Source organism: Streptomyces sp. NPDC046716 (genome assembly GCF_040645755.1).
Classification (GTDB): Bacteria; Actinomycetota; Actinomycetes; order Streptomycetales; family Streptomycetaceae; genus Streptomyces.
In genome coordinates, this window is sequence record NZ_JBEYYU010000035.1 from 41,525 (window position 1) to 61,260 (window position 19,736).

At 71.8% G+C, this 19,736-nt stretch carries 19 protein-coding genes; 7 read left to right on the forward strand and 12 right to left on the reverse strand.

The annotated features are described in order from the left end of the window. The first annotated feature begins 251 nt into the window (after positions 1-251). Together ABZ930_RS24980 and ABZ930_RS24985 are read left to right on the forward strand one after the other, a co-directional pair. Positions 252-1,121 (forward strand): helix-turn-helix transcriptional regulator, encoded by an 870-nt coding sequence (locus ABZ930_RS24980; RefSeq protein ID WP_361551677.1) that lies wholly within the window; start codon positions 252-254, stop codon positions 1,119-1,121. Then, a complete protein-coding gene (locus ABZ930_RS24985) occupies positions 1,122-1,394 on the forward strand; it encodes a DUF397 domain-containing protein (protein ID WP_361551680.1) in 273 nt (90 codons plus the stop codon). Between the two features lie 240 nt (positions 1,395-1,634). Here the strand turns inward: ABZ930_RS24985 and ABZ930_RS24990 are convergent, their stop codons facing one another. The 4 genes from ABZ930_RS24990 to ABZ930_RS25005 form a co-directional block, all read right to left on the reverse strand. Further along, positions 1,635-3,110, reverse strand: a complete 1,476-nt coding sequence (locus ABZ930_RS24990) for a PLP-dependent aminotransferase family protein (protein ID WP_361551683.1) — start codon at positions 3,108-3,110, stop codon at positions 1,635-1,637. Between the two features lie 65 nt (positions 3,111-3,175). Then, entirely contained in the window at positions 3,176-4,669 is a 1,494-nt protein-coding gene (locus tag ABZ930_RS24995; RefSeq protein WP_361551686.1) for a glutamate synthase subunit beta, read from the reverse strand. Positions 4,670-4,749: 80 nt separating this feature from the next. Then, positions 4,750-5,235: an anthrone oxygenase family protein gene (locus ABZ930_RS25000; RefSeq protein ID WP_361551689.1), complete on the reverse strand. Its 486-nt coding sequence runs from the start codon at positions 5,233-5,235 to the stop codon at positions 4,750-4,752. 127 nt (positions 5,236-5,362) lie between these two features. Further along, positions 5,363-6,127 carry a DUF2293 domain-containing protein gene (locus ABZ930_RS25005; protein ID WP_361551692.1) on the reverse strand — a complete coding sequence of 255 codons (765 nt, stop codon included), beginning with the start codon at positions 6,125-6,127 and terminating at the stop codon, positions 5,363-5,365. Positions 6,128-6,183: 56 nt separating this feature from the next. On the opposite strand from ABZ930_RS25005, the gene ABZ930_RS25010 reads away from it, so the two are divergent. Beyond that, a complete protein-coding gene (locus tag ABZ930_RS25010; protein ID WP_361551695.1) occupies positions 6,184-6,828 on the forward strand; it encodes a uridine kinase in 645 nt (214 codons plus the stop codon). Between the two features lie 21 nt (positions 6,829-6,849). Here the strand turns inward: ABZ930_RS25010 and ABZ930_RS25015 are convergent, their stop codons facing one another. Further along, on the reverse strand, positions 6,850-7,977 hold the full coding sequence (locus ABZ930_RS25015) for a magnesium and cobalt transport protein CorA (RefSeq protein WP_361551698.1): 1,128 nt from the start codon (positions 7,975-7,977) through the stop codon (positions 6,850-6,852). 220 nt (positions 7,978-8,197) lie between these two features. Between ABZ930_RS25015 and ABZ930_RS25020 the strand changes: the two genes are divergently transcribed. Beyond that, entirely contained in the window at positions 8,198-9,001 is an 804-nt protein-coding gene (locus ABZ930_RS25020) for a methyltransferase domain-containing protein (protein ID WP_361551701.1), read from the forward strand. Positions 9,002-9,238: 237 nt separating this feature from the next. On the opposite strand, the gene ABZ930_RS25025 is transcribed toward ABZ930_RS25020, so the two are convergent. From ABZ930_RS25025 to ABZ930_RS25040, 4 genes are all read right to left on the reverse strand, one after another. After that, on the reverse strand, positions 9,239-10,147 hold the full coding sequence (locus ABZ930_RS25025; RefSeq protein ID WP_361551704.1) for a PfkB family carbohydrate kinase: 909 nt from the start codon (positions 10,145-10,147) through the stop codon (positions 9,239-9,241). Then, complete coding sequence (locus ABZ930_RS25030) at positions 10,144-11,049, reverse strand: pseudouridine-5'-phosphate glycosidase (RefSeq protein WP_361551707.1); 906 nt, start codon at positions 11,047-11,049, stop codon at positions 10,144-10,146. The genes ABZ930_RS25025 and ABZ930_RS25030 overlap by 4 nt, the downstream gene beginning before the upstream one ends. Positions 11,050-11,240: 191 nt before the next feature. Next, positions 11,241-12,467, reverse strand: a complete 1,227-nt coding sequence (fdhA, locus tag ABZ930_RS25035; RefSeq protein ID WP_361551710.1) for a formaldehyde dehydrogenase, glutathione-independent — start codon at positions 12,465-12,467, stop codon at positions 11,241-11,243. A gap of 179 nt (positions 12,468-12,646) precedes the next feature. Beyond that, positions 12,647-12,910: a GlsB/YeaQ/YmgE family stress response membrane protein gene (locus ABZ930_RS25040; protein ID WP_351443580.1), complete on the reverse strand. Its 264-nt coding sequence runs from the start codon at positions 12,908-12,910 to the stop codon at positions 12,647-12,649. Positions 12,911-13,064: 154 nt separating this feature from the next. On the opposite strand from ABZ930_RS25040, the gene ABZ930_RS25045 reads away from it, so the two are divergent. Further along, positions 13,065-13,451, forward strand: coding sequence for a cupin domain-containing protein (locus ABZ930_RS25045; RefSeq protein ID WP_361551714.1), 387 nt, complete (start codon positions 13,065-13,067; stop codon positions 13,449-13,451). Between the two features lie 26 nt (positions 13,452-13,477). On the opposite strand, the gene ABZ930_RS25050 is transcribed toward ABZ930_RS25045, so the two are convergent. Genes ABZ930_RS25050 through ABZ930_RS25060 form a run of 3 tightly spaced genes read right to left on the reverse strand, consistent with a single transcriptional unit; the run spans position 13,478 to position 16,292 of the window. Further along, positions 13,478-14,803 (reverse strand): MFS transporter, encoded by a 1,326-nt coding sequence (locus ABZ930_RS25050; RefSeq protein WP_361551717.1) that lies wholly within the window; start codon positions 14,801-14,803, stop codon positions 13,478-13,480. A 45-nt stretch (positions 14,804-14,848) separates the two neighbouring features. Continuing rightward, complete coding sequence (locus ABZ930_RS25055) at positions 14,849-15,424, reverse strand: methylated-DNA--[protein]-cysteine S-methyltransferase (RefSeq protein WP_361551720.1); 576 nt, start codon at positions 15,422-15,424, stop codon at positions 14,849-14,851. Between the two features lie 43 nt (positions 15,425-15,467). Next, positions 15,468-16,292, reverse strand: coding sequence for a glycerophosphodiester phosphodiesterase family protein (locus ABZ930_RS25060; RefSeq protein WP_361551817.1), 825 nt, complete (start codon positions 16,290-16,292; stop codon positions 15,468-15,470). 329 nt (positions 16,293-16,621) lie between these two features. On the opposite strand from ABZ930_RS25060, the gene ABZ930_RS25065 reads away from it, so the two are divergent. After that, positions 16,622-17,494, forward strand: coding sequence for an MHYT domain-containing protein (locus ABZ930_RS25065; RefSeq protein WP_361551723.1), 873 nt, complete (start codon positions 16,622-16,624; stop codon positions 17,492-17,494). Positions 17,495-17,554: 60 nt separating this feature from the next. Next, complete coding sequence (gene uvrB / locus ABZ930_RS25070; RefSeq protein WP_361551726.1) at positions 17,555-19,690, forward strand: excinuclease ABC subunit UvrB; 2,136 nt, start codon at positions 17,555-17,557, stop codon at positions 19,688-19,690. The last annotated feature ends 46 nt before the right edge of the window (positions 19,691-19,736 follow it).

Sequence of the window (19,736 nt, forward strand, 5' to 3'; positions counted from 1 at the left end):
ACACTTGGCAAGAGCCACTCTGAAAAGTGCAGAGTGCAGTGTGCCTCGCGGAGCAGGCATGGCAGACTGCTGGCTACAGCCCGCCGCGCGGCGGCTCCTGGATACGAACCGTGTGGGAAAGTACCGGCGATCGGCCGCTGAACGGCCGGTTTTCGGCTTTCTCGCACGGTCGTGCGCGTCCGGGCGCGGCTGACTTCAGACACTGGGACAACGAGTCGGACGACGCGTCGGACTGCTGGGAGGGATGCGGCGTGAGTGAACCGCGGTCCGCGCCGACGGTCGGTCAGGTCGTTCTCGGCCGCCGTCTCCAGGATCTGCGCGAGGCCGCCGGCCTCAAGCGCGAGGACGCGGCGAAAGTACTCCGCGTAACCGCCGCGACGGTTCGCCGCATGGAGACCGCCGAGGTCGCGCTCAAGATTCCGTACCTGCAGATGCTCCTGAAGTCCTACGGCGTCGCCGACACCGAGGCCGCCGCGTTCGTGCAGCTGGCCGAGGACGCGAACAAGCCGGGCTGGTGGCAGAGGTTCCACGACATCCTGCCCGGCTGGTTCTCCATGTACGTGAGCCTGGAGGGCGCCGCCTCGCTCATCAGGTCGTACGAGCCGCACTTCGTGCCCGGACTGCTCCAGACCGAGGAGTACGCGCGCGGAGTGCTGAAGTCCGGGGCGATCGGCCGTGAACTGGTCGACGACCCGGACCGCGTCGAGCGGCACGTCGCTCTGCGCATGCAGCGCCAGGCCCTGCTCACCCGCGAGGACGCGCCGCGTCTGTGGATGGTCATGGACGAGACGGCGCTGCTCCGCCCGGTCGGCGACGCGGCGGTGATGCGCGGGCAGATCGACCGGCTGCTCGAAGTGACCGACCTGCCGAACGTGACGCTGCAGGTCGCCCAGTTCTCGTCCGGGCCGCACCCGGGCACCTACGGACCCTTCGTGCTGTTCCGGTTCGCCGTGCCGGAACTGCCCGACATGGTCTACAGCGAGTACCTGACCGGCGCCGTCTATCTCGACGCGCGCCCCGAGGTGGCCACCCACCTGGAAGTCATGGACCGCATGGCGGCACATGCCGCAACCGCACCACGCACAAAGGAGATCCTGAGCGATCTCCGCAAGGAGCTGTGAATGGACCAGATCAAGGACCGGATACGAGGAGTCGACGGCGAGCCCGTTTACAACGGCATGCCCGCGCGCGACCTCGGCGGCGAAGGCTGGCACAAGCCCTGGAGCGGCGGCAACGGCGGCAACTGCCTCGAAGCGATGAAGCTGGCCGACGGCCGCGTCGCCGTCCGTCAGTCCTCGGATCCGGACGGTCCGGCACTGATCTACACGCTCAGCGAGATCTCCGCCTTCATCGAGGGAGCGAAGTCGGGGGCGGCGGACTTCCTGCTGTCCTGAACCGGAGCGCGGGTGGCCGGGTGAGGCTGCTCGGGGCTGGGGCTGGGGCTGGGGCTGGGGCTAGGGCAGGGGCAGGGGCTCGGGCCGGATTCGGAGTCGGGCCGGGGCTGGGGTCGTGGCTTGCGGCGGCTGCCGTCGAGGCGTTGTGCGGCCCGCCGGTCCCGGCCGCGCTCGTGCCACCCGTGCTTGTCGTGTCCCACCCGTACTTGTCGTGTCGCACCCGTACTTGTCCCCCTGCGCTCAGCCCACCCGCGCGAGCACCTCGCACAGCGCCTCGACGGCCGCCCCGTACGCCCGCTCGGCCGCCGCCGCGTAGCCGACGACCAGGCCGTCGCCGCCCGGGCCGCCCACCGCCCCCGGATGCCGGAACGCCGTCAGCCCCTCCACCGCGATCCCCCGCGCCCGCGCCGCGGAGAGCACGTCCCGCTCCCGCCCGGCGGGCAGTCGCACCACGGCGTGCAGCCCGGCCGCGGCCCCGCCGACCTCGGCCCACGGCGCCCGCTCGGCCAGCGCCGTCACCAGCAGATCCCGGCGCGCCCGGTAGCGCTGCCGCATCCGCCGTACGTGCCGGTCGTACGACCCCGACGACAGGAACTCGGCGAGCGCCAACTGATCGAGCGCGCTCGTCCACCCCTCCCGCTCACCCTTCGCGGCGACCACGTCCCGCACCAGACGCCCCGGCAGCACCATCCACCCCAGCCGCAGCGCGGGGGAGAGGCTCTTGCTCACCGACCCGACGTACACGACGTGCTCGGGATCCAGCCCCTGCACCGCCCCGACGGGCTTGCGGTCGTACCGGAACTCCCCGTCGTAGTCGTCCTCCACCACCAGCCCGCCGCGCCCGCGCGCCCAGTCCACCACGGCGGCCCGCCGCTCCGGGCGCAACGGCCCACCCGTGGGAAACTGGTGCGCCGGGGTGAGCAGCACCCCGCGCGCACCGCTCCCGGACGGGCTCAACTCCGCCACCCTCGCCCCGTGTTCGTCGACCGCGAGCGGAACCGTCCGCACCCCCGCCCCGGCCAGCAGCTCCCGGTGGAACGCCAGCCCGTACTCCTCCACGGCGAGCGGGCCGCGCAGCACCTTCTCCCCGTAGAGCAGCCGCAGCGCGTGCGCGAACCCCGAGCAGACGACGATGCGCCCGGGCACGGTGCGCACCCCGCGCGAGCGCGCCAGGTATTCGGCGAGCGCGGTGCGCAGCTCGATGCGGCCCCGTGGGTCGCCGGGCCCGAAGGCGGCGGCGGGCGCGGTGCCCAGGGCCCGCCGGTACGCCGCCGCCCACGCGGCCCGTGGGAACGCCGACGCGTCCGGCGACCCCTGCCGCAGATCGTGCGCCGGCCCAGGATCGCGTACCAGTGCCTCCTCCGGCACCCTCCCGGCCCCGGCCGGCGGCCGGGCCCGCGCCGCGACCCGGGTGCCCGATCCCTGGCGGGCGGTGAGCCAGCCCTCGGCGACGAGTTCGGCGTAGGCGTCGGCGACCGTGTTGCGGGCGACGCCGAGGTCGGCGGCGAGCGCGCGGTACGGGGGCAGCCGGGTCCCGGGCGGCAGTCGCCCGGACCGCACGGCGTCCCGCAGCGCGCCGGCCAGCGCGGTCCGCCGGCTCCCCGAGCCCGACAGTTCCAGATGCAGGTCGACCCCGAGCCGCTCGGCCGAGTCGACCCACGAACCGGCCGCCGGCCCCGCCTTCGAACCCCCCGGTTCCGCCCCCGATCCCGTCATGAGGTCGCAGCCTACAGACGATCACCGACACGGCCGCCGGACGGCCCGTGCGGTCGGAGGGCGGCTCACACCCCCATGGGGCGATCGTGCGCCTCGATCGGCACCGGCAACCGCGTCGCCCCCGTCAGCCACCGGTCGACCGCCGCGGCGGCGGCCCGCCCTTCCGCGATCGCCCACACCACGAGCGACTGCCCCCGCCCCGCGTCCCCGGCCACGAACACCCCCGGTACCTCGGTCGCGAACGCGGCATCCCGCGCGAGCCCGCCCCGCTCGCCCAGCCCGAGCCCCAACTGGTCGACGAGTCCGCCGGCCCGGTGCTCCGGGCCGTGGAACCCGAGCGCGATCAGCACCAGATCGGCGGGCAGCGTGCGCTCCGTTCCGGCCCGAGGTCTGCGCCCCGCGTCCACCTCGACCAGGTGCACCTCCCGCACCCGCCCGGCCGCGTCCCCGGTGAAGCGGAGCGTCGACGCCGCGAAGAGCCGCGCGTCCGCGTCGGCCGCCGGGGCCGTCCGCAGCTCGCCCGCCTCCTCGTGCGCGGCCGACAACCGGTACAGCTTCGGATACGTCGGCCAGGGCTCGGCCTCCTCGTCGCGGGCGTCACCGGGCCGGGCGTAGATGTCCAACTGCGAGACGGACGCCGCCCGTTCCCGCACCGCCGTGCCCAGGCAGTCCGCTCCGGTGTCCCCGCCGCCGACGATGACGACGTGCTTCCCCTCCGCGGTGAGCGGGGACACCCCCAGATCGCCCTCGCCGACCCGGTTGGCGAGCGGCAGGTACTCCATCGCCTGATGGACCCCGGCCAACTCCGCTCCCGGCACGTCCAGTTCCCGCCACGCCGTCGCCCCGGTGGCGACGACCACGGCGTCGTACCGGGCCCGCAAGCGGTCGGCCCCGAGGTCCCGCCCGATCTCAACGGACGTCCGGAACCGCACACCCTCCTCCGTCAACTGGGCCACCCTCCGGTCCAGTTGGGCCTTCTCCATCTTGAAGGAGGGGATTCCGTACCGCAGCAGCCCGCCCACCCGGTCGTCCCGCTCGTACACGGCGACGGTGTGCCCCGCACGCGTCAACTGCTGCGCCGCCGCGAGCCCCGCGGGCCCCGAACCGATGACGGCGACGGTCCGCCCGCTGAGCCGCTCCGGCGGCCGGGCGGCGACGAAACCCTCGTCCCAGGCCCGGTCGGCGATCGCCACCTCCACGTTCTTGATGGTCACCGCGGGCTGGTTGATGGCGAGGACGCAGCCCGCCTCACAGGGGGCGGGACACAGCCGCCCGGTGAACTCGGGAAAGTTGTTGGTGGCGTGCAGCCGCTCGCTCGCGGCGCGCCAGTCGTCCCGCGCGACCAGTTCGTTCCACTCCGGGATCAGATTCCCCAGCGGGCACGCCTCGTGGCAGAACGGGATCCCGCAGTCCATGCACCGGTCCGCCTGAGCGCCCACGATCGGCAGCAGCCCGCCGGGGACGTAGACCTCGTCCCAGTCGCGCACCCGCTCCTCGACGGGGCGGCGCGGCGCTTCCTGTCGCGGTGTGGTGAGAAAGCCCTTGGGGTCCGAGGCCACGGCCGTCTCCCTACGCTGTGACACTGTTCGTCACGATACGTCGGGTTGGTCCGCCTCGCCCGTTCCACCGGGCCGGGTGCTCAGGTCAGGGCGAGCACGAACGCCGCCGACGCCGCGAGCGAGGCGCCGCCCCGCACGTGGTTCCAGAGGGTCCACTCGCTCAGATAGCGACGCCAGTACGCCGCGCTGTGCTCCGAATCCTCGTCACCGGCCAGCTTGGCGAGCGCGTCGTTGCGCGGAATGTTCGCCACGATGGTCACGCCGAACGATCCCGCCAGATACAGCGCGCATCCCACCAGCAACTCAGCCGTCCCGGGCTCCGGCCAGAGCACGAACGTCACGACCGCGATCACCGCGCACAGCAGCGCCGCACCCATGAAGACGACCATGAAGGCCGGGGTCATCGCGGCGACGTTGATCGCGTTCATCGCGGCGATCCCGCGCGCGGCCGGCAGCGCGCCCAGCCCGCGCATCACGAGGGTCGAGAACGCGACGAACACCCCGGACGCGACCCCGCACCACAACGCCCCGAGCACCACCAGAACGAAGTACGGCCCCTCGATCATCAGCTGCCCCCCTGATCTGTCCCCCTGACTGTTTATGTGAAGGGATCATGCCGCACATGTGCGGGTAGGGGGAGAGGTTTCCGCTCATGTATGCACACCTTCCGCATACCGAAACCATCACGTTCGATCACGCACCCCGATCCGGACCGCCGGAATCATCCGAAACCGTCCCGTCACCCCACCCCGCCGCATCACCCGAATCCGCTCGATCACCCGCCGCCCACTCCTCGAGCACCGCCCGCACCGCCCCACCGACCCGATTCCGCGCCTCCCTCCGCGCCACCCCCGCCATCAACAAGCGGTCGTACGGGGTGTCCCCGTGCCGCACCGCGGCGCGCACGGCCGCCGCCACCGCCCCTTCCGACAGTGCCCGCCCCGCCGCACTGCGTCCCACCCGCCCGCTGCCGCGCAACCCCGCGTGCCCGGCGATGGCCAGGGCCCGCACCTCGGGACACCCGGGATACAGCCGCCGGATCTCCGCGGCGAACGCCGCCACGAACCGCACGTCCTCCGCCGCCCGCCGCGCGGCGTCCCGCTCCCGGCGCCGGGCCCGCGCCTCCGCGTCGGCCAGACACCGCGCCTCGGCCCGCACGAGCCCGCCCTCCTCGACCAGCACCCCCTGCCGCTCGTAACGCCCCCGCCGCCGGTGGAACCGCACCACGACCGCCGACAGCCCGCTCTCCTCCCTCGCCCGCCTGGTCAGCGCGCTGTCGCCACGCGGCAGGAACACCAGATGCCCCAGGTCCGCGCAGTCCAGACAGCGCGGCTGCCCGTCCTCGAGCACCAGCAGCGCGAGCGGCCCGCTCCGGCACGCGCCGCACCGCCGCCGCTTGACCGGCTGGAAGACGAGAGGACCGCGGGTGACGGGAAAAGGAGGATCGACGCCGCTCATACCGACGTCATGCCCACCCCGGACACCCGGCCACCGCCCCCGCGCCGCCCGGCATCATGGATCGTGTGCGACTCGAAGCGATCACTTGGGAACGGCTCGGCGACGCGCTCGCCGAGCGACTGCTCGACCTGAAGCCGTCAGACGGCGGCCCCTGGCCGAAGGTGGCCTTCGACGGGGCGCCGGCCGCCCGCCCCGGCGACCTGGCGGCCCGCGTCCACGAGGCGCTGCGCGTGCGCGGCCGGTCTTCGCTGGCCGTCGCCACGGAAGGCTTCCTGCGCCCGGCCTCCCTCCGCTACGAGTACGGACACGAGGACGTGGAGGCGTACTACACCGGCTGGTTCGACACGGGCGCCCTGTGGCGCGAGGTGTTCGGCCCCCTCGAACCGGACGGCACCGGCCGCGTCCTGCCCGACCTGTGGGACCCGGTCACCGACCGCGCCACCCGCAGCGCCCCCGTCCGACTCGCGCCCGGCGGAGTCCTGTTGCTCCATGGCCCCCTCCTCCTGAACCACTGGTTCCCCTTCGACCTGACGGTCCATGTGAGCCTGTCGCCCGGTGCCCTGCGCCGCCGCACCCCCGAGCCCGACCACTGGACGCTTCCGGCGTTCGCCCGCTACGACACCGAGACCGCCCCCGCCGAGCACGCCGATGTCGTCATCCGCGCCGACGACCCCCGCCACCCCGCGTGGAACGGCGGCTGACGCCGGCTCGGCGGCCCCTCGTCACAGCCATCCGTTGCGCTTGAAGCCCCGGTACACCACGAAACAGATCGCGGCGATGACGGACAGCATGAGCGGATAGCCGAACCGCCAGTGCAGCTCCGGCATGTGCTCGAAGTTCATGCCGTAGATCCCGCAGCCCATCGTCGGCACCGCGACGATCGCGGCCCATGCCGTGATCTTGCGCATGTCCTCGTTCTGCGCGACCGTCACCTGCGCGAGATGGGCCTGCAGAATCGAGTTGAGCAGTTCGTCGAACGCCGCTATCTGCTCCACCGCCCGCAGCAGATGGTCCGACACGTCACGGAAGTACGCCTGTATCTCGGGCGGCACGGCCGGGAACGGTCTCCCCGCCAGCTCGAGCACCGGACGGGACAGCGGCGCCACCGCCCGCTTCAACTCCAGCAGCTCCCGCTTGAGCTGATAGATCCGGCCGGGGTCGGCCCGTGCCCCGTTCCGCGCGAAGACCTCCGTCTCGACCTCGTCGATGTCCGCCTGGACCTCGTCGATCACCGTCAGATAGTCGTCGACCACGCCGTCCGCGATGGCGTGCAGCACCGCCGCGGGCCCCTTGGCGAGCTGCTCGGGATTCGCCTCGAGGGACTCCCGCACGGGTCCGAGCGACCCGTGCCGTCCGTGCCGCACCGTGATGACGAAGTCATGGCCGACGAACACCATGATCTCGCCGGTGTCGACGACCTCGCTGGTGGCCGTCAGCTCCGCGTGCTCGACGTAACAGACCGTCTTCAGCACGGCGAACAGCGTCGTCCCGTACCGCTCGACCTTCGGTCGCTGGTGCGCGTGGACCGCGTCCTCCACGGCGAGCGGATGCAGATCGAACAGGTCCGCGATGCCGGCGAACTCGAGCTCCGACGGCTCGTGCAGACCGAGCCACACGAACCCGTCGTCCGCCTTGCGCACCGCGCGCACCGCCTCGACGAGATCCTGCCCGCCGGTCTCCCGCCGCCCGTCGCGGTACGTCACGCAGTTGACCACCGCCGACCCGAGCGGGGAACGCGCCGGGTGGCTCAGATCGACCCGCGGCCGTCGTCGTGCCAGACGCGCGACTCTCCGCAGCCCGCCCACCCTGCTCAGGCTGCCGACCTTTCGCAGATTGCCCGCCATCGACATGCTCGGCTCCTCGCGCCGCTGTGCGTACGTGCTGGTACCTGGCGGTCGTCCTGCCGTGAGGACGACCCGGCGAGCCAGTCTGCCAGCGATCGCCGACACCGTGTCGAGCCCTGTGGGAACGGAGGATTCCGCTCCGGATCTCTTCGCGGGGATCTCTGCGGAGACGTCCGCGGCCAGGTCAAATGCCCGGTATACGGGGTGGGGCTGGGATGATCGGGACATGACTCCATCCGGCGGCCACGCATACCTTCTCGACAATCAGCGGCCCGAGGCGGGCCAGCGGTTCGACGCGCTGTCGACGCTGTTCGATCCCACGACGTTCCGTCACATCGAGCGGCTGGGCATCGGATCCGGCTGGCGCTGCTGGGAGGTCGGCGCGGGCGGCACCTCGGTGGTGTCCTGGCTCGCCCGGCAGGTCGGGCCGACCGGGCGCGTGCTCGCCACCGACATCGACACGTCCTGGCAGACCAGTTCGCCGCGTTCCCCGGTCGAGGTGCGCCGGCACGACATCGGCGTCGACGCGCCGCCGGCCGAGACCTTCGACCTGGTCCACGCCCGACTCGTGCTGGTCCACGTCCCGGACCGGGAGCGGGCGCTCCGGTCCATGATCCAGGCGCTGCGCCCCGGCGGCCGTCTCCTCATCGAGGACGCCGACCCCGCACTCCAGCCGCTGCTCTGCCCCGACGAGTCGGGTCCCGAACAGCAGTTGGCCAACCGCCTGCGCCACGGCTTCCGTTCCCTGCTCGCCGAGCGCGGCGCCGACCTGAGCTACGGCCGCAAGCTCCCGCGCCTGCTGCGCGAGGCCGGCCTGAGCCAGGTGGAGGCGGACGCGTACTTCCCCCTGACCTCGCCCGCCTGCACGGCCCTGGAGGCGGCGACGGTCGAGCAGATCCGAGCCGACCTGGTCTCCGCGAACCTGGCCACGGACGCCGAGATCGACCGCCACCTGGCCAACGTCTCCGAGGGCACGATGGACCTGGCGACGGCCCCCCTGATCTCGACGTGGGGCAAGAAGACGTCCTAGCGAAGACGCCCCGAAGGGCCGCGGACAACCGCGCGCCGAGCCCAAGCGCCCCAAAGGGGCGCGGGGAACTGGGCGCCCAGCCCACCACCGCCGTCACCCGCCCCACCGCCCTCACCACCCCTCCCCAACTGCGCCCCGCCCACCCCACGAAGGGGTCCAGGGGCGCAGCCCCGGTTTCGGGAAGGGGCGGGCCGGGGGACTCCCCACCCGCGGCGGCGAACCCCAGCACCACCACGCTCACCCCGGCGGCCGTCCCCCGACCACCCCCACCGCGACCTCCCCGGCCCGACACCCCGCACCCACAGCCTCCCGCCACGACACCCCCCGAAGCCGCGCGGCGACCACCGCCCCGGTGAACGCATCCCCGGCCCCCGTCGAATCCCGCACCACCACCCCCGCCGAGACACCCGCCCGCTCCCGCACCACCCCACCCCGCGCGACCAACGCCCCCGAGGCCCCGGCCTTCACGACGACCACCGAGAACCGTCCGCTCAACTTCGCCCCTGCGTCCCCCGCGTCCTCGACACCACTGAGCAGTACCGCCTCGTCCAGGCTGGGCACCAGCACATCGACCCCCTCGGCCAGCGTCAGGAACCGTTCGACGCCCAGGTCCCGCAGAAACCCGGCCGACGCCGGATCCACACTCACCGGCACCCCGCGCGCGCGTGCGTCGCGCACCGCGACGGACACCAACGCCCGCCCCGTGCCGGAGAAGAACAGATACCCGGACAGGTGCAGCCACCCCACCCCGTCCAGCCGCGCGGCCGACCAGTCCTCGGGTCCCACCCGCAACGACGCCCCACTGTCCGTCAGAAACGTCCGCTCGCCGCCGTCGTCCTCGTCCACGAGGCTCACGACGGCCCCGGTCGGCGCCTCGTCGTCCACCACGAGCAGCGGCCGCACCCCGGCCCGCACCAGCGCCTCCTCGTGCCACCGCGCCGAGTCCGCCCCGACCCGCCCGAGCAACGCCACATCGGGGCAGCCCGCGTACGCCGCCCAACAGGCCACATTGGCCCCCGCCCCGCCCGGCACCGTACGGATCAGCGCCGCCGTGTCCGTCCCCTTGGCGAGCGGTCCGCGATGCCGGGCGACGACGTCCGTGACGACGTCGCCGACGACGAGCAGCGCCCCGTCGGCCCGCGTCACATCCGGGCCCGGGCCGCCGCGATCCGCGCGGCCAGCCGGACGTTCCCGCGCACGGCCGCCAGGTTCGCCTCCAGGGAGGCCCCGTCGGTGTGCCGAACCAAGTAGTCAAGCAGGAACGGCGTCACGCCCTGCCCGGTGACGCCCGCCTCGGCACAGGCCCGCAGCCCGCCCTCCAGCACGCGCGCGTGCAGCGCCGGATCCAACTGGGACTCCTCCGGTACGGGGTTGGCGACGATCAGCGCCGACTCCTGCCCCGCCGGCCCGTCCTGGGCACGCATGACCCGGGCCACCTCCTCCGGAGTGCGCAGCGTCCAGTCCACCGGCTCCCCGGAGTCGGCCAGGTAGAAGCCGGGGAAGCGCTCCGTGCCGTAACCGGCCACCGCCACCCCCAGCGTCTCCAGCCGCTGCAACGTGGCCGGCACATCGAGGATCGACTTGACGCCCGCACAGACCACGGTGATCCGCGTACGGGCGAGCAGCCCCAGGTCGGCCGACTCGTCCTGGGTCTGCGTCCAGCCCCGGTGCACCCCGCCGAGGCCGCCCGTCGCGAAGACCCGTATTCCGGCGCGCGCCGCGAGCAGCGCCGTCGCGGAGACGGTCGTCGCACCGCTGGCGCCCGTCGCCATGGCGAGCGGAAGATCCCGCTGGCTCAGCTTGCGGATACCGTCCTCATTGGCGACCCGCTCCACCTGCGCCTTGTCCAGGCCGACGTGGGGACGCCCGTCCAGGACGGCGATCGTCGCGGGCACCGCCCCCTCGTCCCGTACGACGTCCTCGAGTTCGAGGGCCACCCGCAGATTCCGGGGCCGCGGCAGCCCATGAGCGATGATCGTCGATTCCAGCGCCACCACCGGGCGCCCCGCTCCGACCGCGTCACGTATCTCGTCCGACACCATCAGCATGCGCGTGCCTCCTCCGCCCCTCTGATCTGTCCCTGACATCCCTGGCGGACGCGCGTCACTCTCAAACACGCGACCCCTGGGCGAGGCGCACACGGAAGAAGCCACAAGGAACCCACAAACAACCCACAAGGAACGCGGAAAGGGGGCTCCACGCGCGCGTGGAGCCCCCTTCCCCCGGCTGTGCCGTACTTCTAGACGGGCCGTACTCCGCTCAGCGCGCCGTGTGGATCGAGGACGTACTTCCTGCTCGCCCCCTGATCGAACTCCGCGTAACCGCGCGGCGCGTCCTCAAGCCCGATCACCGTCGCGTTGACGGCCTTCGCGATATGCACGCGCTCGTGCAGAATCGCCATCATCAGGCCCCGGTGGTACTCCATGACGGGGCACTGGCCGGTCGTGAGCCGATGGCTCTTCGCCCAGCCGAGACCCAGCCGCACCTTCAGCGTCCCGGTGCGCGCGTCCTGGTCGACACCGCCCGGGTCGTCGGTCACGTAGAGGCCCGGGATGCCGAGCGCGCCACCGGCCGCCGTGAGACCCATCAGGGAGTTCAGGACCGTCGCCGGTGCCTCCGGTGAGTCCGGTCCGTGCGCGCGGGCCTCGAAGCCGACCGCGTCCACGGCGGCGTCGACCTCCGGCACGCCCAGGATCTGCGCCACCTGGTCCTCGGCGGTGCCCTGTGTCAGGTCGACCGTCTCACAGCCGAAGCTCCGTGCCTGGGCCAGCCGTTCGGGGTTCAGATCGCCGACGATCACCACGGCGGCGCCCAGCAGGTACGCCGACGCGGCCGCCGCGAGACCGACGGGCCCGGCACCGGCGACGTACACGGTCGAGCCGACCTTCGTCCCCGCCGTGAGCGCGCCGTGGAATCCGGTCGGGAAGATGTCCGACAGCATCGTCAGGTCGAGGAGCTTCTCGCGCGCCTGGTCGGCGTCCGGGAAGCGCAGAGCGTTGAAGTCCGCGTACGGGACCATCACGAACTCGGCCTGCCCACCGACCCAGCCGCCCATGTCGACGTAGCCGTAAGCGGCCCCGGGGCGTGCGGGATTGACGTTCAGGCAGATGCCGGTCTTGCGTTCCTTGCAGTTGCGGCAGCGGCCGCACGCGATGTTGAACGGCACCGAGACGATGTCGCCGACGTCCAGGAACTCGACGTCGGGACCCTTCTCGACGATCTCGCCCGTGATCTCGTGGCCCAGGACCAGGCCCTCGGGCGCCGTGGTGCGGCCGCGCACCATGTGCTGGTCGCTGCCGCAGATGTTGGTGGCGAGCACCTTGAGGATCACGCCGTGCCGGCAGATCCGGCCGACGTTGGCGCGCGCCACCCCCGGGCCGTCCTTCAGTTCGAGCGTCGGGTGGTCGATGGTCCTGACCTCCACCGCGCCCGGTTTGAGATAGGCGACTGCCCTGTTTCCGCTCATGCCCGATCGCCGTCCCTTCGGCTCCGTTGCTCGTCGTCGGCGGATGCTCCGGCTGTGCGCACGGTGGAGTCTGCTACCGAATCGGCGCGTTGAGGAGACGTGCGGCGCGGTGCTGTTGAAGGCCGCGCCGTCGAAGGGAGGGCGAGCGGGCGGGCGGGCGCGGACCGCGGGGAACGTGCTCAGCGGCGCGCGCGGCCCCGGTCGAGCAGCCCCACGCCCAGCGCGGCCAGACCGATCTGGATCAGCCACTCGATCCAGTCCACTCCGTTGGTGTCGGCGACGTCGAGGCCCGCGGCGATCGCCGAGCCGAGCAGGGCCGCCACGATGCCGACGGCGATCGTCGCCAGGATCCCGATCCGTTGGCGCCCGGGCAGGACCAGCCGTCCGAGCACGCCGATGATGATGCCGATCACTATCGCGCTGAGAATCCCTGAGATCTCCATGTCGTCATGAACTCCCTCGTATTGGCCATGTCGCCAAGTCGCTTTTTGCGTCTGTCGGTCGTGTGCCCCTCGACGGGCCGTCCAGTCGGCGGGCCCGGCACGCTACGAGGCGTCCAGTGAGAGGAGGGACGCAGGCCGACTAGGGTGACCAGCCATGACCGCGAACGATCAGACCGCAGCCGCCACGGCCGTCTCCGCCCCCTCCTTCGCCGTGCGCGTCCCGGACGTGGAGCTGGAACCGGAGCCGCTCGACCCCGCGCAGATCGTCTCCGGCACCCCCGAGGTCACCGGCAAGGTGCTGTGGGAGTCGTCGGACGGCACGCAGCTGCGCGGCATCTGGCAGATCACGCCCGGCGTGGTCACCGACACGGAGGCGAACGAACTGTTCGTGGTCGTCAGCGGCCGGGCCACCGTCGAGGTCGAGGGCGGCGACACCCTGGAGGTCGGCCCGGGCAGCGCGGCGGTGCTGCGCGAGGGCGATCGCACGACGTGGACCGTGCACGAGACGCTGCGCAAGGCGTACCACATCACCCTGGGCTGAACGTTTCGCCTCGATGTTTCCGGCAGTCAGCCCTGCAGGGGTATGCGGCGGGTGAACAGCGCGAGCGCGCCGAGCGGCAGCAGCAGGCAGGCCGCCGCCAGGTTCAGCCACGCGTAGCTCGCCGTGGCCACCACCAGGCCCGCGGTCGCGCCGCCGACACCCGCGGCCAGGCTCGTCGTCAGATCCGACAGCCCCTGTGCGGCGGCCCGCGCGGCCTGCGGCACGGAGTCGGTGAGCAGGGCGGATCCCGCGACGAGCCCCGCCGACCAGCCGAGGCCGAGCGTGAACAGGCCCGCCGCGCTCTGCGCGCGACTGCCGTCCGCGGTCCCGGCCAGCAGCGCCGCACACGCGAGCAGGCCGATGGCGAGCCCGATCACCGTGAGCCGTCCGAACCGGTCGGCCAGCCGCCCCATGACCGGGGAGAACGCGTACATCCCCGTGATGTGCGCACTGATCACGAGGCCGATCAGTTGGATGCCCGCGCCGTGGTGCTGGAGATCCACCGGTGTCATCGACATGACCGACACCATCGCGGTGTGCGACACGGCGACCGTCACCAGCGCGAGCCGGGCCCGCGGTGAGGCGGCGACCGCCTCGAACCCCGCCCGGACCGAGCGTGCCTCGGGTCTCCGCTCCGCTGCCGGGGCCGCCGCGCGTGCGGTGAGCAGCGGATCGGGCCGCAGCATGACCTGCACCAGGACCGCGGCCAGGAGGAAGACTCCGGCCGCCCACACGAACGGACCGGCCTCCTTCGGTATCCCGAACCCGGTGACACTGCGGCCCGCGGGCGCCGCGATGTTCGGCCCGAGCACGGCGCCGATGGTGGTGGCCCACACGACGGTCGAGATCGCGCGGGCCCGCCGGTCCGGCGCCGCCAGATCGGCGGCCGCGTACCGGGCCTGAAGATTCGCGGACGACGCAGCGCCGAACCCGGCGAGCCCGACGAGCAGCAGCGGGAAGTTCCCGGCGACCGCGGCGACCACGGTCAGCGCCGCGCCCGCCACGCCGATCAGATAGGCGAGCACGAGCCCGGCCCGCCGCCCCCGCGCGTTCATCAACGCGGCCAGCGGCACGGAGAGCACCGCCGTCCCGGCGACGCTCGCGGTGGACGCGAGCCCGGACAACGCCTCGTCCCCGCTCACCCGCTTGGCGAGCACAGCGGCCAGCGCGATGCCTGTCGCGGTGCCCAGACCGCCGAGTATCTGCGAGGCGACGAGCACACGCTGCGTACGCCGCTGCAACGCCGTGACGTCCCCCTCGACGCCCACGACCGACTCGGCACGGTCAGCCCGTCCGGCATTCGAGGGCGATCCCTTGAGGCGATGAAGCCACCCGTCACCCGCACGCATCACACAACCCCCACCCCGCCCCAGCGCAACCGCAGCCCAGAGACCCTCTCAGAACAAGGGTTCGGGCAACACCCCCTCCAGAGCCAGCAGCTTCCGCTTCGTCTCGAGACCGCCCCCGAAGCCCCCGATGCCCCCGTCGCGCTCCACGACCCGGTGGCACGGCACCACGACCGGCAGCGGGTTCGCCCCCATCGCCGCCCCCACGGCCTGAGCGGCGGCCGGCTGCCCGACCCGCCGGGCCAGATCCCCGTACCCCACGACCGCGCCGTACGACACCCCGGCCGCCAGCTCGCGCAGCACCTCCCGGTTGAACCCGGTGATCAGCGACCAGTCCAGCGGTAGCTCGAAGTCGCGCCGCCGCCCGGCGAAATACTCCGCCAACTGCCGTATCGCGTCGGCGAGCAGCGGAGAGTCCGGCGCCTCGACCGGCTCGGTCCCGAAGCGGGAGCCGATCCGGCCGAGCGCCTTGTCCCGGACCGCGTCGGTGGCGTGGAAGACCACGCTCACCAGACCGTCCCTCGTCGCGGCCAGCAGCAGCGGCCCGATGTCACTGCCCACGACGGCCCACACGACCCGCTGCTGCGCGGCGGCCGTGTCCTGCCCGTTCTGCCCGGTGGCGTCCATGGCGACCACCGTACGGCGGGCCACTGACAACGCCGGGCGGACCTCAGTCGGCCAGCGCCTCACGCACCACGTCGGGGTTGTTCGTGATGATCCCGTCGACGCCGAACCCGGCCACACGCTGCGCGCTCGCCGCGTCGTTGACGGTCCACGTGTAGACCTGGAGGGGCTTGCCGTGCGGCCCCTTGAACGCGTGCACCGCGGCGACGTAGTCCGCGCCGATCGTCGTGTTCGACGGGTTGATCTGATCGGCGAACTTCGCGTACGCGGGCAGCTCCGCCACGGCGGGAGTGCCCAGGAAGCCGGTCGTGATGTCGGGCCGGCGCTCGTGCACCGTCCGGACGCTGGCGGCGTCGAAGCTCTGGATGACCAGCCGTTGCCTGACGTGCCCGCGCTTCAGCCAGCCGTCCCGGCCCAGCTGCCGCAGGATCTGGTCCTCGATGCCCGGGTACAGCTCGGGCGACTTGATCTCCAGGAGGAGCTTCTGGTGGTTGTGCTCCACCCGCCTCAGGTACTGGTGCAGCGTCGGGATCCGCGCGCCCGTGAACTCGGCGCCCTTCCAGCTGCCCGCGTCCAGCTTGGCGATCTCGGCGGCGGTGAAGTCCCGTACGTTCCACGGAGCGCGGTCGGGAAAGACCTGCTCCACATCGGTGGTGCGCGCCAGGGTCGTGTCGTGCAGGACCACCAGGGCGCCGTCCTTGGTGCGCTGGACGTCGTTCTCGACCCAGTCGAAGCCGAGCCTGTCCGCCTTGTCGACGGCTTCGAGAGTATTTTCGGGGGCGTAGGCGGAGGCACCGCGGTGGGCGACGATCACCGGACCGTCGTGTCGAAGGGACCCGGGGGCGGCCTGGGCCGCCGTGGGGAGGACCAGAACCCCGATGACGGCCGAACCGGTCACGCAGGTCAGGGCGACTGCTGTACGTGCGGACACGTCTGCTCCTCGTGCGTCGAGAGATCACGGACGGCTCGAGCGTGACAGCCCGGAGCCAACAGAACACAGGCGAAGGATGGTCAGAGGTTGAACGGAGTTACCCAACTGCGACGACCCCCGTGTCGGATGCCATGATTCTTTGCCGGAAAATCGTTCGGACGTTCCCGCGTGAGCTTTAATCTCAGGCTCAACCGCGACCACTCCGGTGGTCGCCCCAGGGGCACCAGCAAGGCACCTCACGGCACAACAGGGCGGAAGGGCTGCGACACATGCAGGGCACGGTCGACGGCTTCAGTTATGGACTCGTCACACCGGTGGTGGCGTATCTCATGGCGTGCCTGGGAGGCGCACTGGGCTTGCGCTGCACGACCAGATCGCTTCTGGTGGCCAACACCTGGCGGGCCGGCTGGCTCGCCCTCGGATCGGCCGCCATCGGTTCGGGCATCTGGACGATGCACTTCATCGCGATGATGGGCTTCTCCGTCGAAGGAGTGCCCATCCACTACGACATGGCCACGACGTTCGCGAGCCTCGGCGTCGCCATCGTCATGGTCGGCCTCGGCGTCTTCATCGTCGGCTACCGGGGAGCGACCGGTCCCGCCCTCTTCACCGGGGGCACCATCACCGGTCTGGGCGTCGCCACGATGCACTACCTCGGAATGGCCGGAATGCGCCTTCACGGGGCGATTCAGTACAACATCGTCACCGTGGTGGCCTCCGTGGTGATCGCCATGGTGGCCGCCACCCTGGCCCTGTGGGCGGCCGTACAGGTCCGCGGAATCCTCTGGAGCCTCGGCGCGAGCCTCGTCATGGGACTCGCCGTGTCCGGCATGCACTACATGGCGATGACGGGCGTCAGCGTGCATCTCCAGAGCTCGACCACCGGTAATCCCGGAGGCGACACGGCCGCCGGCATCATCGCGCCCATGATGATCGGCCCGCTCTGCTTCCTCCTGCTGGCCGGCGTCGTCGTCATGTTCGATCCCCTGATGGTCATGGGCCGCCCCGACTGGCGCGACGCCCAGGAGGCGGCGGAGCACCGCAAGGACGCCGCCGCCCCCCGCCCCCCGCAGAGGAACCAGAGCCGCGCGCGGCGCTCCTTCGGCCGGCAGGAGCCGGGCCGCACCCCGCAGGACTGGTGACGCCCGCCTCCGCGAGCTGATCCGGCCCGGTTGTCAGTGGTGGGTCGTACGGTTGATTCCATGCGGCCCGTATCCAAGATCGAACGCACGGTGGCGCCTTTCGAGGTCGTCAGCCCGTACCAGCCCAGCGGTGACCAGCCCGCGGCCATCGCCGAGCTGGAGAAGCGCGTCACAGCAGGCGAGAAGGACGTCGTCCTGCTCGGCGCGACCGGCACCGGCAAGTCCGCCACCACGGCGTGGATGATCGAGAAGCTCCAGCGCCCCACCCTGGTGATGGCGCCGAACAAGACGCTGGCCGCCCAGCTGGCGAACGAATTCCGCGAGCTGCTGCCGAACAACGCGGTGGAGTACTTCGTCTCGTACTACGACTACTACCAGCCCGAGGCGTACGTCCCGCAGTCGGACACCTACATCGAGAAGGACTCCTCGATCAACGAGGAGGTGGAGCGCCTGCGCCACTCGGCGACGAACTCGCTGCTGACCCGCCGCGACGTCGTCGTGGTCGCCTCCGTCTCCTGCATCTACGGCCTCGGCACGCCGCAGGAGTACGTGGACCGCATGGTCCAGCTGAAGGTCGGCGACGAGATCGACCGCGACGACCTGCTGCGCCGCTTCGTCGACATCCAGTACACGCGCAACGACCTGGCGTTCACGCGCGGCACCTTCCGGGTGCGCGGCGACACCATCGAGATCTTCCCCGTCTACGAGGAGCTCGCGGTCCGCATCGAGATGTTCGGCGACGAGATCGAGTCGCTCTCCACCCTCCACCCGCTCACCGGAGAGGTCATCAGCGACGACGAGTCGCTCTACATCTTCCCGGCGACGCACTACGTGGCGGGCCCCGAGCGCCTGGAGCGCGCGGCGAACGACATCGAGAAGGAACTGGGCGAGCGCCTCACCGAGCTGGAGAAGCAGGGCAAGATGCTGGAGGCCCAGCGCCTTCGCATGCGGACCACGTACGACCTCGAGATGCTCCGCCAGATCGGCTCCTGCTCCGGCGTGGAGAACTACTCGATGCACTTCGACGGCCGCGAGCCCGGCTCCCCGCCGAACACGCTGCTCGACTACTTCCCGGACGACTTCCTGCTCGTCATCGACGAGTCGCACGTCACCGTGCCGCAGATCGGCGCCATGTACGAGGGCGACGCCTCCCGCAAGCGCACCCTGGTGGACCACGGCTTCCGCCTGCCGTCCGCGCTCGACAACCGCCCCCTGAAGTGGGAGGAGTTCCAGGAGCGCATCGGCCAGACCGTCTACCTGTCGGCGACGCCCGGAAACTACGAGCTCGCCCGCTCGGACGGCTTCGTCGAGCAGATCATCCGCCCCACCGGCCTCATCGACCCCGAGGTCGTCGTCAAGCCCACCGAGGGGCAGATCGACGACCTGGTGCACGAGATCCGCACGCGCACCGAGAAGGACGAGCGCGTCCTCGTCACCACCCTCACCAAGAAGATGGCCGAGGACCTCACGGACTACTTCCTGGAGCTGGGCATCCAGGTGCGCTACCTGCACAGCGACGTGGACACCCTGCGCCGCGTCGAGCTGCTGCGCGAACTGCGCGCGGGCGAGTACGACGTCCTGGTGGGCATCAACCTGCTGCGCGAGGGCCTCGACCTCCCCGAGGTGTCCCTGGTGGCGATCCTCGACGCCGACAAGGAGGGCTTCCTGCGCTCCGGGACGTCCCTGATCCAGACCATCGGCCGCGCCGCGCGAAACGTGTCGGGGCAGGTCCACATGTACGCCGACAAGATCACCCCGGCGATGGAGAAGGCCATCGACGAGACCAACCGCCGCCGCGAGAAGCAGATCGCGTACAACGAGGCGAACGGGATCGACCCGCAGCCCCTGCGCAAGAAGATCAACGACATCGTGGCGTCCATCGCGCGCGAGGACGTCGACACCGAGGCGCTGCTCGGCACCGGTTACCGCAAGGGCGGCAAGGACGGAAAGGGTGCCAAGGCCCCCGTCCCGTCGCTCGGCACGGCGGACACGGGCAAGAAGAAGCGCGGCAAGGCGGAGCCGGCCGTGCCCACCGACCGTCCGGCGGCCGAACTCTCCGAGCAGATCGAGGAGCTGACCGAGCGGATGCGCGCCGCGGCGGCCGATCTCCAGTTCGAGATCGCGGCACGACTCCGCGACGAGGTGTCGGAGATGAAGAAGGAGCTGCGCCAGATGAGGGAGGCGGGCCTGGCGTGACCTGCTGCGACGGGCGGAGTGATGTGGCTGTGTTGCAAGACCGCCA